The organism is Pseudomonas sp. MSSRFD41 (assembly GCF_014230245.1).
Taxonomy (GTDB): domain Bacteria; phylum Pseudomonadota; class Gammaproteobacteria; order Pseudomonadales; family Pseudomonadaceae; genus Aquipseudomonas; species Aquipseudomonas piscis.
In genome coordinates this window covers 230041-244311 of record NZ_JACKZK010000008.1, presented here as the reverse complement: position 1 = coordinate 244311, position 14271 = coordinate 230041, and the positions used below count along the sequence as shown (strand labels likewise).

The following is a 14271-nucleotide window of genomic DNA, read 5'->3' as shown; positions in this document are numbered from 1 at the left end:
TCCAACCTGTCGGTGGGCGGTCACGTGCTGTTCGCTCACTACCAACAGGGCATGACCGACTACCTGGCCATCGCCCTGCTGCACCACAGCGAAGGCGTGGCGGTGACCGACCAGCTGGACGTGACGCCCTCCCGTTACCTGGATCTGGGCCAACTGCACCTGGCGGCGCGGATCAACGTCTCCGAGTGGCAGAACAACAAGCAGTCCAAGCAGTACATTTCATTCATCAAGGGCAAGAACGGCAAGAAGGTCTCGGAATACTTCCGCGACTTCATCGGTTGCCAGGAAGGCGTCGACGGCCCGGGCGAGACCCGCACCCTGCTCAAGGCCTTCAGCGACTTCGTCGAAAGCGAAGACCTGCCCGAGGACTCGGCGCGGGAGAAGACCAAGGCCCTGGTGGACTACGCCAGCAGCCAGGCCAAGCTCGGCGAACCGGTAGGCCTGGAAGAACTGTCGGAGTTGATCGACGAAGACCGGCCGAAGGCGTTCTACGACCATATCCGCAACAAGGACTACGGCCTGTCGACGGAATTCCCGGCAGACAAGCGCACCCTCAACGAGTTCCGCCGCTTCACCGGCCGCGCCGAGGGCCTGTCCATCAGCTTCGAGGCCCACCTGCTGGGCTCGAAGATCGAGTACGACGAAGAAGCCGGGACCTTGATCATCAAGGGCCTGCCGACCCAGCTGACCGACCAGCTCAAGCGTCGCAACTGATGCTCCAGGGGGTCTTGAAGAAATTCCTGCTGATCCTGCTGGTGGTGGTGATTTACCAGCACTGGGGCAAGATCGAGCGATTGTTCGATCCTGGCGCGGCGGTTTCCGAGACCACCCGTAGCCAGGCCCGCGTAGTGCTGTACGCCACCGACTGGTGCGGCTACTGCAAGGCCACCCGGCGCTTTCTCGACCAGAAGGGCATTCCCTATCGGGAGTTCGATATCGAGAAAGACCCCAGCGCGCGCCAGGCCTACATCGACCTGGGCGGCGCCGGGATTCCGATCCTGGACGTGAACGGCACCCTGATCCGCACCTACGATCCCGACGCCATCATGGCCGCCCTGCCCAAGTAGCGGCCATGGCAGCAGGTCACTGGGCCTGGATGCCGAACCCCAGGCGCGGGAAGTGCACGTGCACCACACCGGCGCGCGGGTCCTCGCGACGCAGGATCAGCTCTTCGCTCCCGGCGAACAGCAACTCCCCGGCCACCGGATCGACCCCATAGTCGGTCGCGGCAATCACCACCTGCTGGCCCGCCTTGAATCCATTGGGGTCGACGAAGGCTTCCTGGGGCAGCGGGGCCGGCGTCGCGGCATGTGCCACCGCCAGGGCATCCTCGGCGCTCATCTCGCTGGAGGCGCCGTGGCCGAAATCCAGCACCCGGGCCAGCCAGGCGCAGACCGCCGGGTATTCATCCACCAGCGGCGCGGTCACCGGGGTGCCCTTGAGGAACCACAAGGGGTGGGCCATGGAAATGTCGGCGATCGACGGCGGGCCAAACAGGAAGTCCCCCGGCTCGCGTTGCAACTGCTGCTCCAGGCGCGCCATGAAGGTCGGCCATTGGTGCCTGGCCTGCTCCAAGGGCACCCGGCTGGTAGTGCCGCCACTGAACAGTCCGGCCCGGTCGGCCATGAATGCCTTGACCGCCTCCGGCGGCAGCTTGCCAAAGCGCACCGCAGCCGATTCAGGCTGGAACACCAGGGTCACCGCGTGCTGGAACACCGTGGAATCGGCCCAGGCGGCGAAGATCGCGCTGGTCAGTTCCTGGCCTTCGGGAAACAGTGCGGGGCTGGCTTTTTCCTGCTCCAGACGCCGGGCGATCAACGCCGTGTCGCAATAGATGTCGGCACCGACCTGCAGCACCGGAGTCTTGCGATAGCCACCGGTGAGCGCGGTCAGGTCGGGCTTGGGCATCACCGGGGCGATCTTCACCGAACGCCAGGAAAGCCCCTTGAAACCCAGCAGCAAGCGGGCTTTCTCCGCAAAGGGTGAGGTCGAGTAATGATGAAGGATCAACTCAGACATACCAGGCTCCGCCATGAGAAAAAGAGGCTTGAGCTTAGCGCGCAATCAGCGGATGACCTACGAATTCGACTGATGGGAAACCATCAGTCAGATTGATGATGGCCCGGTCGCTCCCGCCACCAGGCACTCCTTGGCACTCTTCTTGAGCTTCTTGATCAGCCGCTCCTGGCGCAGGGCTTCGCTCTTGTCGCGACAGGCTTCGGTATAGACCAGCGCGACCGCCGGGCTGGAGAGAAAGAAACGCGCGCCCTTGCCGCTTTGATGCTTGGCGAAACGCCGCTGTGGATCGTCGCTGATTCCGCAGTACAAGGCGCCATTGGCCGCCCGCACCAGGTAGACGAACCAGGGTTTGCTGGCCGGCGCCGGTGGCACGGCGCAAGCGACGGGGGACGGATCGGGGTTGGTCACGAAAGGCATCGGGCTTGTGGATAACAGGCCGCGATCTTAACAGAGGATGGCTTCAGCGAGCGCCCTGGAAGGCCTTCAAACCCTTGCGCGCCTGGGCACGCACGGCATTCTTCAGCAGCGGCGTCCAGCCCAGCAGCAAGCCCTTGGCTCCCAGGGCCTGGCGAGCCCAGCGCCACATGTCGAAATGATCGTGGTGCTCGCAGATCTTGCCGTCGCGGAACACAAAACGCGCCTGGATATCGTTGACCACGGTGCGCCCGGTCTGGCTGAACAGGTAGGTCGCCACCCAGTGCGCGCCACCGCTGCGCTCATCGGCGCGCACACTGTCGAAGGTCAACGAGAAATCCTTGGCCCGCGAGGCCAGCATGCGCCACATGTCGCCGGCGTCACGCCCGCGCAGCTCACCGAATGCCGGGTCGCTGAAGAGCACATCCTCGGTGTAGCAGGCACTCATGGCCTCGGCATCCAGGCGCTGGAAAGCCTGGTAGAACTCGCTGATCAGCGCACGATGGGCATCGCTCATGGACAGACTCCGAAGGAACGTGGAATGCCTGCACGATAATCCGCAAACCGGCGGAACACTACCGACATTTGCCGGGCAAATACCACCGGTGAGGCCGCTCAGATCCTTTCGCTTTGCACCTGCACGTAAAGCGCACGGCCAGCGCCCAGCCCGGCGATGATGGCGCCACCGCCCAGCACCGCGAAGATCCAGCCCAGGGCATTCCAGCCACCGGTCCAGTCGTGCACCAGGCCCACCGCGAACGGGCCCATGGATGCCAACGTATAGCCGATGCCCTGGGCCATGCTCGACAGGTTGGCCGCCACGTGGGTATCGCGCGAGCGCAGCACGATCAGGGTCAAGGCCAGGCTGAAGGTGCCGCCCTGGCCCAGGCCCAGCAGGATCGCCCAGCCCCACAGGCCATCGAGCGGCGCGTACAGGCAACCGAACAGGCCGCCCAGGGTCATCAGCATGACGATCACGATGGCCAGGCGCTGGTCCTTGCCGCGGGTCGCCAGCCAGGGCGCGGCCAGGGAGCTGAGCAACTGCACGATCACCGAGCCCGACAGCACGAGCCCGGCCTGAGTCGGGCTCAGGCCACGACCGATGAGGATCGACGGCAGCCAGCCGAACACGATGTAGGCCAGGGACGATTGCAGGCCCATGTACAGGGTCACCTGCCAGGCCAGGCGGTCACGCAACAGCCCCCGCACACGATAAGCCACATGGTGGGCACCGTGCTTCTGCCCGACCTGGGGCAACCAGAACACTCCCGCCACCAGCGCCGGCACCACCCAGAAGCCCAGGCCCATGGCCCAGCTGTCGCCGAGCACATGGCTCAGGGGCACGCTGGCTCCGGCCGCCATGGCGGCCCCCAGGCACAGGGCCATGGTATAGACCCCGGTCATGGTCCCGGCGTGGCGCGCGAAATCGCGCTTGACGATGCCCGGCAGCAACACGCCGATCACGCCGATGCTGGCGCCCGCCAGGATGCTCCCGGCGAACACCCCGACCTCACCGAACGAACTGCGCAGGACGATGCCCAGGGCCAGGGTCAGCAGGATCCCCAGCACTACCCGCTCGGCGCCGAAACGCCTGGCCAGTACCGGAGCCAGGGGCGCGAACAGCCCCAGGCAAAGTACCGGCAAGGTGGTCAGCAAGCCGGCCTGGGCCGCCGACAAGCCCAACTGCCGCGACACCTCGCTGAGCAGCGGCGCCATGCTCGACAGCGCCGGACGCAGGTTCAGCGCCACCAGGATCAACCCCAGCAGCAACAGCCAGGGGCGACGCAGCACCGGGGGAGCCTGCTGCACCTCTTCGTCGTCGGCCTCGGCGTCGATCAGCAGTTCCGGCGGTGGGGTATGGGGGAGTGCCTGGTGGTTGGACATGGTCGGTCTCGGCTTCAGGATTCGTTGATCAGCTGGCGGGAAATGCCCTTGGCGCGCTCGGGGTCGCCTTGCTCGATGGCATCGAGCAGGTGCCGGTGCAGGTCGAAGACGTCCTGGCGGCGCGGGGTGATGTTCAGGCTCTGGCGCAACTGGGCTCCCACCACGCTGGAGAAGTAGCGGTACAGCTGGCTGAGGGTCGGGTTGTGCGCGGCGTCCACCAGGCGTTGGTGGAACACCAGGTCGCAGGCGATGTAGCGCTCCAGGTCGCCATGGAAGTGCTCACTGCTGTCATGCAGCGCCACCTGCAATTCGTGCAGGTCCTGCTCGGTGCGACGCAAGGCCGCCAGGCCCACGGCCTCCACTTCGAGGATCTGCCGGGTTTCCCGGGCCTGCTCCACGGAGCACTGGGACAGGGCCTGGAGCATGTCCAGGGGATCGGCCACCGCCCGCAGGTAACTACCGTCGCCCTGGCGGATCTCGATCAATCCGGAAAACGCCAGGACCCGCATCGCCTCGCGCACCGTGTTGCGGCTGATGCCCAGCTCGGCCGCCAGCTCCGGCTCGGTAGGCAAGCGCTGGCCGACGGCCCAGGCGCCCCGGGTGATCCGCAGGCGCAGCTGCTCCAGGGCCTGGTCGACCAGGGAACGCTTGATCAAAGGAGGCATTTCACTCATGGCATTTACTCGTATCATCCAATCATTGGACGAATTTCCCGACATGGTATTCAGGCTTTTCTCGGAGTTCAATGTCCTGTCTTGCAATTCCTCCTGTACCTCATCCTGCAAGTTGAAGGACATAGCTGGCTATCCCCAGGCCGGCGCCAGCCTGTTAGTGTTACGCCAGCAACCGCTGGCCCTGGCGCCATCCTCACCGATCAACTTGCCGCGCCCCTGGTCCCCGCCCGGGCCGGCGCGCACGCACACAATTGGAGCAACCATGACCCAGCCCCTGACCCTTCAGCCCAGCAAGCCTGCCGATGCCTGCGTGATCTGGCTTCACGGCCTGGGCGCGGATCGCTACGACTTCCTGCCGGTGGCCGAGGCGCTGCAAGAGACGCTGCTGAGCACCCGTTTCGTCCTGCCCCAGGCGCCGACCCGCGCGGTGACCATCAATGGCGGCTACGCCATGCCCAGCTGGTACGACATCCTGGCCATGAACCCGGCCCGGGCCATCAGCCGCGAGCAGCTCGAGGAATCGGCCGACGAGGTCATCCGCCTGATCGAGGAGCAACGGGCCAGCGGCATCGATGCCTCGCGGATCTTCCTCGCCGGCTTCTCCCAGGGCGGCGCGGTGGTGCTGCACACCGCCTTCCTCAGGTGGCAAGGCCCCCTGGGCGGCGTGCTGGCGCTGTCCACCTATGCCCCGACTTTCAGCGACGAACTGCAGCTGTCGGCCAGCCAGCAGCGGATCCCGGTGCTGGCGCTGCACGGTCAGTACGACGAAGTGGTGCAGAACGCCATGGGCCGCACCGCCTACGAACACCTCAAGCAACGCGGGGTCGACGTGAGCTGGCAGGAATACCCGATGGAACACGAGGTGCTGCCCGAGGAAATTCGCGATATCGGCACCTGGCTGGCCGCACGCCTGCGCTAACCGTCCGCCCTGGGAGCACAGGGCGAGCAACAGACTACGCCGCGCCCGTTTCTTGCATTACACTGGCCGGCGTACATTCCTTAACCAATTGATGAGATGACCGTGCTCAAAGCACTCAAGAAGATCTTCGGTAAAAGCGAGGCAGAGCCAAGCGCGCCAAGCCCCAGCGCTCCCATCCCCCCTTCCAGCAGCCGCAATGACGGCCACCAGCCGGAACGGAGCGCGCCCGCTACCGCCACTAAAAAAGAACCGGTGACCACACCGGCCGCCCCTTCCACTCCCAAGGCGCCGCGCGCGGAAAAAACCAAGGCCGAGCAGCGTCGTCCACGCGCCCCGAAACCACCGGTCAGCACCTGGAAGCTCGAGGACTTCGTGGTCGAGCCCCAGGAAGGCAAGACCCGTTTCCATGATTTCAAGCTCGCCCCGGAACTGATGCATGCCATCCACGACCTGGGCTTCCCCTACTGCACGCCGATCCAGGCCCAGGTGCTGGGCTTCACCCTGGCGGGCAAGGACGCCATCGGTCGCGCCCAGACCGGTACCGGCAAGACCGCCGCGTTCCTGATCTCGATCATCACCCAGCTGCTGCAGACCCCGCCGCCCAAGGAACGCTACATGGGCGAGCCGCGGGCGCTGGTCATCGCGCCGACCCGGGAACTGGTGGTGCAGATCGCCAAGGACGCCGCGGCGCTGACCAAGTACACCGGCCTGAACGTGATGACCTTCGTCGGCGGCATGGACTTCGACAAGCAACTCAAGCAGCTCGAAGCCCGCCACTGCGACATCCTGGTGGCCACCCCCGGCCGCCTGCTGGACTTCAACCAGCGCGGCGACGTGCACCTGGACATGGTCGAGGTGATGGTGCTGGACGAAGCCGACCGCATGCTCGACATGGGCTTCATCCCCCAGGTGCGGCAGATCATTCGCCAGACCCCGCCCAAGAGCGAACGCCAGACCCTGCTGTTCTCCGCCACCTTCACCGACGACGTGATGAACCTGGCCAAGCAGTGGACCACCGACCCGGCGATCGTCGAGATCGAAGCCCAGAACGTCGCCAACGCCAACGTCGAGCAGCACATCTACGCCGTAGCCAGCGCCGACAAGTACAAGCTGCTGTACAACCTGGTCAACGACAACGGCTGGGAGCGGGTGATGGTCTTCGCCAATCGCAAGGATGAAGTGCGGCGCATCGAGGAGCGCCTGGTGCGCGACGGCGTCAATGCCGCCCAGCTGTCCGGCGATGTACCGCAGCACAAAAGGATCAAGACCCTGGAAGGTTTCCGCGAAGGCAAGATCCGGGTCCTGGTGGCCACCGACGTGGCCGGCCGCGGCATCCACATCGACGGCATCAGCCACGTGATCAATTTCACCCTGCCGGAAGTCCCCGACGACTACGTGCACCGTATCGGTCGGACCGGCCGTGCCGGTGCCGACGGCGTATCCATCAGCTTCGCCGGCGAGGACGACTCCTACCAGTTGCCGGCGATCGAAGAACTGCTGGGACGCAAGATCAGCTGCGAAATGCCGCCCACCGAGCTGCTGCGCGCCGTGGAGCGCAAGCGCCCGCAAGCCTGAGTCCAAGCGGACCCGGCCAAGCAAAGACGCAGCCTTCGGGCTGCGTTTTTTTTCGCCTGGATATTGCCCGAATAAACTAAAAGTCCATAATGGACAAATAAGTTTATAAAAACGGAGTACCTCCATGTCCAGCACGCCATTCGTGATTGCCCAGCCCCAGGCCCGCCAGTTGCTCGCGCAACTCGACGTGCCCCGGATCCTGCGCAAGCTGTTCCGTGACCTGGCCGCCGGGCTGGCCGTGCAACCACCGCAACAGCTGGTGGAATTCCCACAGGGCGCCGGAGACTTCATCAACTTCCAGGGCGTGCTGGCCGAAGATCGGGTCTACGGGGTCAAGACTTCCCCCTACATCGTGCGTACCCAAGGCCCGCTGGTCACCGCCTGGACGCTGCTGATGTCCATGGACCACGGCCAGCCGCTGCTGCTGTGCGATGCCGGGGAACTGACCACCGCTCGCACCGCCGCCACCACCGCCGTCGCCGTCGATGCCCTGGCCGGCCCTGGCGCCCAGCGCCTGACGATCATCGGCAGTGGCCCGGTGGCCCAGGCCCACCTGCACTACATCAAGGACCTGCGCCCCTGGCAGGACATCCGCCTGTATTCCCCAAGCCTGGCCCGGCGGTCCGCAGCCCAGCGCGCGCGCCTGCAAGCCCTCGACCCGCGCCTGGTGCTCGTCGACCAGCGCGAGGCGGCCCTGGAGCAAGCCGACGTGATCCTGCTCTGCACCTCGTCCGCCGGGCCGGTGATCGATCCGCGCCACCTAAAGCGGCCCGCGCTGATCACCTCCATCAGCACCAATGCGCCACAAGCCCATGAGGTGCCGCCCGCCGCCCTGCAGGACATGCAGGTGTACTGTGACTACCGGCGCACCACCCCCGGCGCGGCCGGCGACATGCTGATCGCCAGCCAACAGCACGGCTGGGACAGCGGGGCAATTCTCGGCGACCTGCCGGAGTTGCTCAGCTACCAGGCCCGGCTGCCCAGCGGCGAACGCCACGTGTTCTTCCGCTCCATCGGCCTGGGCCTGGAAGACATCGCCCTGGCCAACGCCCTGTACCACTTGCGCCGCCAGCAATGAGCACCCGTTACCTGAATCCTTTGCGGAGTTTCGAATGACCGAGGCAGACTTCATCATCATTGGCGGCGGTATTGCCGGAGCTTCCACCGGTTACTGGCTGTCGCGCCATGGCCGGGTGCTGGTGCTGGAACGCGAATCCCATCCGGGCTACCACTCCACCGGCCGCTCCGCCGCCCTCTACACCGCCGCCTACGGCACGCCCCAGGTCCGCGCGCTGACCCTGGCCAGCCGGGCGTTCTTCGACCAGCCGCCCGAAGGCTTCTGCGAGCATCCGCTGCTGAGCCCGCGAGGCGAGATGACCGTGGACTTCGACAACGCCCCCGACGAGTTGCAGCGCCAGTACCTGAGCGCCAAGGCCAGCGTGCCGCAGATGCAACTGCTCGACGCCGACGAAGCTTGCGCCCGCCTGCCGATCCTGCGCCGCGACAAGGTCCACGGCGCCCTCTACGACCCGACTGCCAGCGACATCGACACCGATGCCCTGCACCAGGGCTACCTGCGCGGCATCCGCCGCAACCAGGGCCAATTGCATACCGATTGCGAAGTCCTGGGGCTGGAGCGCGATGCCCAGGGCCACTGGCTGGTACGCACCAGCGACCAGACCTTCAGCGCCCCGGTGCTGATCAACGCCGCCGGCGCCTGGGCCGACCAGGTCGGCGTCCTCGCCGGCGCCCGCCCCCTGGGCCTGCAGCCCAAGCGCCGCGCCGCGTTCATCTTCGCCGGCCCGCAAGACCCGGACTGCCAGCACTGGCCGATGCTGGTCAGCCTCGACGAATCCTTCTACATGAAACCCGATGCCGGCCTGTTCCTCGGCTCCCCGGCCAACGCCGACCCGGTGCCGCCCCACGATGTGCAGCCGGAAGAACTGGACATCGCCCTGGGCATCCACCGGATCGAGGAAGCCACGACCTTGAGCATCCGCCGCCCGACCCGGACCTGGGCCGGCCTGCGCAGCTTCGTCAGCGATGGCGACCTGCTGGCCGGGTTCGATCCGCAAGTGCCCGGGCTGTTCTGGGTGGCCGGCCAAGGCGGCTACGGCATCCAGACCTCACCGGCCATGGGCCAGGCCAGCGCCGCCCTGGTACGCGGCGCCGCCCTGCCGGAGGCACTGGCGGCCTTCGGCCTGGACGCCGCCATGCTGTCCCCAGCCCGCCTGGGCTGATACCCCGGGATGACGCGCCCGGACGATTGCGGCACACTCCCAGCGCCCGCCAGCGGCGGGCGCTGAAGCCGCCAGGAGTACCACCCATGACCACACCCGCCAAGGACCCTGCCCTGGACAATTTCCGGGCGATCGCCGACGCCATTGCCACCCTGTTCTTCCCCCACGCCGAAGTGGTGCTCCACGACTTGCGCACGCAGAAGGTCGACTACATCGCCAACAATCTGTCCAAGCGTGAAGTGGGTGACGATGCGGCCCTGGAAGACATGCTCAGCGGCGACAGCGATGAACGGAACATCGGCCCCTACGAAAAGCTCAACTGGGACGGCCAGAAGATCCGCAGCCTGAGCACCGTGCTGCGCGACGCCAAGGGCCAGCCGCTGGCGGTGCTGTGCATCAACCTGAACATCTCGCTGTTCGAGAATGCCAAGGCCGCGCTGGACCTGTTCCTCTCCCCCAGCAAGCTGATCCCGCAGCCGGACTCACTGTTTCGCGATGACTGGCAGGAGCGGATCAACACTTTCCTGCACAACTGGCTGCGCGAGCGCCAATTGGGCCTGAACCTGCTGACCCGCGACCACAAGCGCGAACTGGTGCTGGCGCTGCACGCCGAAGGCGCATTCAAGGGCAAGAGCGCCGCCAACTATGTGGCCAACGTGCTGAACATGGGCCGGGCGACGGTGTACAAGCACCTCAAGGAACTCAAGGCGCAGTGATCCTCGACGAGCGAGCGCCCCTGGCAGCGATCGCTCGCAAGCACCGGCGACATCAGTCGCCGTAGATATCCGACTTGAAGTACTTGGCCTGGATCTTCTGGTACTCGCCGTTGGCGCGGATGCCGGCGATGGCCTTGTCCAGCTCGCCCACCAGTGGCTCGTTACCCTTGCGCACGGCGATCCCGGCGCCCTCGCCGACGTACTTCGGATCCTTGAGCTCCGGGCCGACGAAGGCATAGTCGGCGCCGCGGGGCATGGCCAGGAAGTCCTCCAGCGGGATGGTGTCGGCGAAGATCGCATCCAGGCGCCCCGCCGCCAGGTCCATGTAGATCTCTTCGTTATTGCTGTAGCGCGTCACCTTGATGCCCTTGGGTTCCAGGACCTCGGTGGCGTAGCGGTCGGTGGTGGTGGAACGCTGCACACCGATGGTCTTGCCCTTGAGGCTCTGGTACTGGTCGTCCACCACCGCGCCTTTCTTCATCACCAGGCGCGACGAAGTGAAGTAGTACCTGTGGGTGAAATCCACCGACTTGCGGCGCTCGGCGGTGATGGTCATGGACGACAGCGCGGCATCGATCTTCTTCACCTTCAGCGATGGAATCAGCCCATCGAACTCGACCTCGGTCCACTCGCACTTGACCTGCATCTGCGCGCACAAGGCATTGCCAATGTCGTAGTCGAAGCCAGCGATCTTGCCTTCGGCGGTCTTGAAGGCGAAGGGCGGATAAGCGGCCTCGATCCCGAAGCGCAGGGTCTTCTCGGCGGCCGAGAGCTGGGTGCACGCCAACAGGCCCAGGACCAGGCCACCGATGAGGGGGAGTTTTTTCATGTTCGTTCTCTCGCGAATTGTTGTTGGTTTGGCAAGACAGAAAGAAGAGGTGGAACGGCGCAGCTGTTTTGTACTCTTAAATCCATACTGGACTTTAATGTACATATCGTCAACGGGGCACGGCAACACCTGTACCCGGTGGCCACCAGGAACAGGCGCGCAGTGTGTGAGGTTTTGCACAAGGCGCAGGAAGGCGCCAAGGCCTGTGCTGGATCAGTCTTCCCAGCGCTCGGCGGCGGCCTGGTCGCTGTGCCGGCCTTCGACCCAGCGTGGGCCATCGGCGGTCTGTTCCTTCTTCCAGAACGGCGCCCGGGTCTTGAGGTAATCCATGACGAAGGCACACGCGTCGAAGGCCGCCTGGCGATGGGCGCTGGCCGCGGCGACGAAGACGATCGGCTCACCCGGGGCCAGGGCGCCGATGCGGTGCAGGATCTCCAGCTTGAGCAACGGCCAGCGCTGCCCGGCCTCCTCGGCGATCTTGGCCAGGGCCTTCTCGGTCATGCCCGGATAGTGCTCGAGGAACATCCCATGGACATCCTGGCCATCGTTGAAATCACGCACGTAGCCGACGAACCCCACCACCGCGCCGACGCCGACATTGGCCGCGTGCATGGCATTGAGTTCGGCGCCGGGATCGAATGCCGCGTCCTGTACCCGAATGCCCATGTCAGCCTCCGGTCACGGTGGGAAAGAACGCCACTTCGTCGCCGTCGGCCAGGGGTTCGGCCAACTGGCACAACTCCTCGTTGCGCGCGCACATCAGGTTCTGCTCCCCCAGCACCGGGGCGCCTACGCCCTGCAGCAGGTGCTGGCGCACATCCTCGACGGTACGGAACTCGCCGTCGACCTGGGTCTCATCCAAGCCGATGGCCTCGCGATAACGGGCAAAGAACTTCACCTTGATCTTCATGCCGGCTCCGCCTGGTAGTGGCCGCTCTTGCCGCCGAGTTTCTCCAGTACCCGCACGCCCTCGATGGTCATGCCCCGGTCCACGGCCTTGCACATGTCGTAGATCGTCAGCGCGGCGACGCTGGCGGCGGTCAGCGCTTCCATCTCCACCCCGGTCTGCCCCGAGAGCTTGCAACGCGCCATGATGTGCACGCTGTCCTCGCCTTCGGCGCGCAGCTCGACCTTGACGCTGGTGAGCATCAACGGATGGCACAGGGGGATCAGCTCGCTGGTCTTCTTCGCCGCCTGGATCCCGGCGATCCGCGCCACGGCGAACACATCGCCCTTGGGATGACCGCCGCTGACGATCATCTGCAAGGTCTGCGGGAGCATGCGCACCCGGGCTTCGGCCGTCGCCTCGCGAAACGTCACGGCCTTGTCGGTGACGTCGACCATATTGGCGCGCCCTTGGGAATCGAGATGAGTCAGCACGGCGTTACTCCTGATCAGGTGGGGCGATTGTAAACCCGCAGGTCAGTTTTCCGCACGGGACAATCTAGCGCCGCCAGGGCGCTGCGGCCGGGGATCGACCCGACGAATAGCCCGCATCAGAACAGCGAATTGGAGCCGCTGCCGGCATCCGCGTACAAGGTCAGGCAACGACACAGAGGAACCTCTTCATGGCCTTGCTTATCCCGATCCTGCTCAGCCTGCTCGCCGGTTTCGCCGTGCCCCTGCAGGCCGGAACCAATGCCCGGCTGGGCAGCCTGCTGGGGCACCCGCTCTGGGCCACCGGCCTCTCGCTGCTGGTGAGCCTGCTGGCCCTGGGCGTGCTGCTGCTGTTCATCAAGGTGCCTCGGCCCAACCTGCTGGCCGCCGCCCAGGGGCCCTGGTGGATCTGGCTCGGGGGCCTGGCCGGGGTGCTCTACATCACCGTGGCGCTGCTGATGGCGCCGCGCCTGGGAGCGCTCAACTTCATCATGGCGGTGATCATCGGCCAGCTGCTGATCTCGCTGATCATCGACTACTTCGGCCTGGTGGGCCTGCCGCAAAAGGACATCAGCCTGCAAAAGCTCTTCGGCGTGCTGGTGGTGATCGGCGGTTTCGTGATCACCGTCCGCGGCTGACGCCCCTCAGGGGCCGGCCACGCTGGCCAGGCGGATCTGCTCGCGCAGCCAGGCATGGGCCGGGTCGTCACGGGAGCGCCCATGCCAGACCTGGACGAAATTGAACGCCGGCACCTGCATCGGCGGCGCCAGGCGCACCAGGCCGTCCTCCAGCGCCAGCTCATCCAGGGTACGACTGGCCACCGTGAGGATCAGGTCGGTGCCACGGATCATCCCCGGCGCCGTGCCCCAATGGGGCACGCTGACCACGATCTGGCGCTGCAAGCCCTTATCCCGCAGGCGATGATCGACTTCGCCGTTGAAACAACCATCCATCGACACCTGCAAATGCGGCCGGGCCAGGTACTGCGCCAAGTCCAGGGTGCCATCGGGGCCCAGGGTCGTGCGATCCAGCAGGCAACTGAAGGTCTCCTCGAACAGCACCTCCTTGACCACCTCCTCCGACAGGTCGGGAAACACCCCCAGGGCCAGGTCCAGCTTGCCCTGCAGCACTTGCTCGAACATCTCGTGGCGGCTGCCCTGGGTCACCACCACCCGCATCAGCGGGGCCTCCTGGCGCAGGCGCACCAGCAACCGGGGCAGCACGATCGCGGCGCCGTAGTCGGACATCGCCAGGTGGAAGATGCGCTGGGACGCGGCCGGGTCGAAGTCGATGGACTTGCCCAGCAGGGTCTCGATCTGGCTGAGGATTTCCTTGAGCGGCGCTTGCAGGCTGCGGGCCAGTGGGCTGAGCAACACATCGTTGCCCTGGCGGATCAGCAGCGGGTCGTCCAGGAGCGAGCGCAACTTGCCCAGGGAGTGGCTGATGGCCGGCTGGCTCAGGTGCAGGCGCTCGCCGGTGCGGGTCACGTGCTTCTCCGTCAGCAGTGCATCGAGCACCACCAACAGGTTCAAGTCGATATTGCGCAGGGAAACAGTGGCCATCCGGGCGCTCCAGGTTCACGGCGGGAACGCAGGATACTCCAGAGGCCGGGGGCGGATGCAAA

General features: G+C 65.7%; 18 protein-coding genes. 8 read left to right on the top strand and 10 right to left on the bottom strand.

The features are described 5' to 3' along the window. A partial coding sequence (gene yejK, locus H7A76_RS15200) for a nucleoid-associated protein YejK (RefSeq protein ID WP_185699239.1) occupies positions 1-714 on the top strand: 714 nt, incomplete at its 5' end. Then, positions 714-1067: a glutaredoxin family protein gene (locus H7A76_RS15195; RefSeq protein WP_185699238.1), complete on the top strand. Its 354-nt coding sequence runs from the start codon at positions 714-716 to the stop codon at positions 1065-1067. The genes yejK and H7A76_RS15195, both read left to right, overlap by 1 nt. A 16-nt stretch (positions 1068-1083) precedes the next feature. Here the strand turns inward: H7A76_RS15195 and H7A76_RS15190 are convergent, their stop codons facing one another. The 5 genes from H7A76_RS15190 to H7A76_RS15170 all read right to left on the bottom strand — a co-directional run bounded on the left by H7A76_RS15190 (position 1084) and on the right by H7A76_RS15170 (position 4991). After that, a complete protein-coding gene (locus tag H7A76_RS15190) occupies positions 1084-2019 on the bottom strand; it encodes a glutathione S-transferase family protein (protein ID WP_185699237.1) in 936 nt (311 codons plus the stop codon). 87 nt (positions 2020-2106) lie between these two features. After that, a complete protein-coding gene (locus tag H7A76_RS15185; RefSeq protein ID WP_221775232.1) occupies positions 2107-2436 on the bottom strand; it encodes a GIY-YIG nuclease family protein in 330 nt (109 codons plus the stop codon). 43 nt (positions 2437-2479) lie between these two features. Beyond that, positions 2480-2950, bottom strand: a complete 471-nt coding sequence (locus tag H7A76_RS15180) for a nuclear transport factor 2 family protein (RefSeq protein WP_185699235.1) — start codon at positions 2948-2950, stop codon at positions 2480-2482. 98 nt (positions 2951-3048) lie between these two features. Next, positions 3049-4317 (bottom strand): CynX/NimT family MFS transporter, encoded by a 1269-nt coding sequence (locus H7A76_RS15175; RefSeq protein WP_185699234.1) that lies wholly within the window; start codon positions 4315-4317, stop codon positions 3049-3051. Between the two features lie 14 nt (positions 4318-4331). Next, the gene (locus tag H7A76_RS15170) at positions 4332-4991 is read right to left on the bottom strand and encodes a FadR/GntR family transcriptional regulator (protein WP_185699233.1); all 660 of its coding nucleotides are present in this window, start codon (positions 4989-4991) and stop codon (positions 4332-4334) included. Positions 4992-5253: 262 nt separating this feature from the next. Here H7A76_RS15170 and H7A76_RS15165 point away from each other — a divergent pair, with 262 nt between their 5' ends. From H7A76_RS15165 to H7A76_RS15145, 5 genes are all read left to right on the top strand, one after another. Beyond that, entirely contained in the window at positions 5254-5910 is a 657-nt protein-coding gene (locus tag H7A76_RS15165) for an alpha/beta hydrolase (protein WP_053134291.1), read from the top strand. A gap of 96 nt (positions 5911-6006) precedes the next feature. Then, complete coding sequence (gene rhlB, locus H7A76_RS15160; RefSeq protein WP_185699232.1) at positions 6007-7485, top strand: ATP-dependent RNA helicase RhlB; 1479 nt, start codon at positions 6007-6009, stop codon at positions 7483-7485. Positions 7486-7609: 124 nt separating this feature from the next. Beyond that, entirely contained in the window at positions 7610-8563 is a 954-nt protein-coding gene (locus tag H7A76_RS15155; protein WP_185699231.1) for an ornithine cyclodeaminase family protein, read from the top strand. Positions 8564-8597: 34 nt separating this feature from the next. Next, positions 8598-9725, top strand: coding sequence for an FAD-binding oxidoreductase (locus H7A76_RS15150; protein ID WP_185699230.1), 1128 nt, complete (start codon positions 8598-8600; stop codon positions 9723-9725). 86 nt (positions 9726-9811) lie between these two features. Beyond that, positions 9812-10441, top strand: a complete 630-nt coding sequence (locus H7A76_RS15145; protein ID WP_185699229.1) for a transcriptional regulator — start codon at positions 9812-9814, stop codon at positions 10439-10441. Between the two features lie 52 nt (positions 10442-10493). Here the strand turns inward: H7A76_RS15145 and H7A76_RS15140 are convergent, their stop codons facing one another. From H7A76_RS15140 to moaC, 4 genes are all read right to left on the bottom strand, one after another. Further along, positions 10494-11270 carry an ABC transporter substrate-binding protein gene (locus tag H7A76_RS15140; RefSeq protein WP_185699228.1) on the bottom strand — a complete coding sequence of 259 codons (777 nt, stop codon included), beginning with the start codon at positions 11268-11270 and terminating at the stop codon, positions 10494-10496. Between the two features lie 213 nt (positions 11271-11483). After that, complete coding sequence (moaE, locus tag H7A76_RS15135) at positions 11484-11936, bottom strand: molybdopterin synthase catalytic subunit MoaE (protein WP_022642448.1); 453 nt, start codon at positions 11934-11936, stop codon at positions 11484-11486. A 1-nt stretch (position 11937) separates the two neighbouring features. Next, complete coding sequence (locus H7A76_RS15130) at positions 11938-12180, bottom strand: MoaD/ThiS family protein (RefSeq protein ID WP_152896699.1); 243 nt, start codon at positions 12178-12180, stop codon at positions 11938-11940. Continuing rightward, positions 12177-12650: a cyclic pyranopterin monophosphate synthase MoaC gene (moaC, locus tag H7A76_RS15125; RefSeq protein ID WP_185699227.1), complete on the bottom strand. Its 474-nt coding sequence runs from the start codon at positions 12648-12650 to the stop codon at positions 12177-12179. The genes H7A76_RS15130 and moaC overlap by 4 nt, the downstream gene beginning before the upstream one ends. Positions 12651-12838: 188 nt before the next feature. Here moaC and H7A76_RS15120 point away from each other — a divergent pair, with 188 nt between their 5' ends. Beyond that, positions 12839-13285, top strand: coding sequence for a DMT family transporter (locus H7A76_RS15120; RefSeq protein ID WP_085596238.1), 447 nt, complete (start codon positions 12839-12841; stop codon positions 13283-13285). Positions 13286-13291: 6 nt separating this feature from the next. On the opposite strand, the gene H7A76_RS15115 is transcribed toward H7A76_RS15120, so the two are convergent. Then, entirely contained in the window at positions 13292-14209 is a 918-nt protein-coding gene (locus tag H7A76_RS15115) for a LysR family transcriptional regulator (RefSeq protein ID WP_185699226.1), read from the bottom strand. Between the last annotated feature and the right edge of the window lie 62 nt (positions 14210-14271).

Coding starts and splice junctions, on each gene's coding strand:
- H7A76_RS15195 (WP_185699238.1), top strand. CDS start 714: ATGCTCCAGGGGGTCTTGAAGAAATTCCTGCTGATCCTGCTGGTGGTG.
- H7A76_RS15190 (WP_185699237.1), bottom strand. CDS start 2,019: ATGTCTGAGTTGATCCTTCATCATTACTCGACCTCACCCTTTGCGGAG.
- H7A76_RS15185 (WP_221775232.1), bottom strand. CDS start 2,436: ATGCCTTTCGTGACCAACCCCGATCCGTCCCCCGTCGCTTGCGCCGTG.
- H7A76_RS15180 (WP_185699235.1), bottom strand. CDS start 2,950: ATGAGCGATGCCCATCGTGCGCTGATCAGCGAGTTCTACCAGGCTTTC.
- H7A76_RS15175 (WP_185699234.1), bottom strand. CDS start 4,317: ATGTCCAACCACCAGGCACTCCCCCATACCCCACCGCCGGAACTGCTG.
- H7A76_RS15170 (WP_185699233.1), bottom strand. CDS start 4,991: ATGAGTGAAATGCCTCCTTTGATCAAGCGTTCCCTGGTCGACCAGGCC.
- H7A76_RS15165 (WP_053134291.1), top strand. CDS start 5,254: ATGACCCAGCCCCTGACCCTTCAGCCCAGCAAGCCTGCCGATGCCTGC.
- rhlB (WP_185699232.1), top strand. CDS start 6,007: ATGACCGTGCTCAAAGCACTCAAGAAGATCTTCGGTAAAAGCGAGGCA.
- H7A76_RS15155 (WP_185699231.1), top strand. CDS start 7,610: ATGTCCAGCACGCCATTCGTGATTGCCCAGCCCCAGGCCCGCCAGTTG.
- H7A76_RS15150 (WP_185699230.1), top strand. CDS start 8,598: ATGACCGAGGCAGACTTCATCATCATTGGCGGCGGTATTGCCGGAGCT.
- H7A76_RS15145 (WP_185699229.1), top strand. CDS start 9,812: ATGACCACACCCGCCAAGGACCCTGCCCTGGACAATTTCCGGGCGATC.
- H7A76_RS15140 (WP_185699228.1), bottom strand. CDS start 11,270: ATGAAAAAACTCCCCCTCATCGGTGGCCTGGTCCTGGGCCTGTTGGCG.
- moaE (WP_022642448.1), bottom strand. CDS start 11,936: ATGGGCATTCGGGTACAGGACGCGGCATTCGATCCCGGCGCCGAACTC.
- H7A76_RS15130 (WP_152896699.1), bottom strand. CDS start 12,180: ATGAAGATCAAGGTGAAGTTCTTTGCCCGTTATCGCGAGGCCATCGGC.
- H7A76_RS15120 (WP_085596238.1), top strand. CDS start 12,839: ATGGCCTTGCTTATCCCGATCCTGCTCAGCCTGCTCGCCGGTTTCGCC.
- H7A76_RS15115 (WP_185699226.1), bottom strand. CDS start 14,209: ATGGCCACTGTTTCCCTGCGCAATATCGACTTGAACCTGTTGGTGGTG.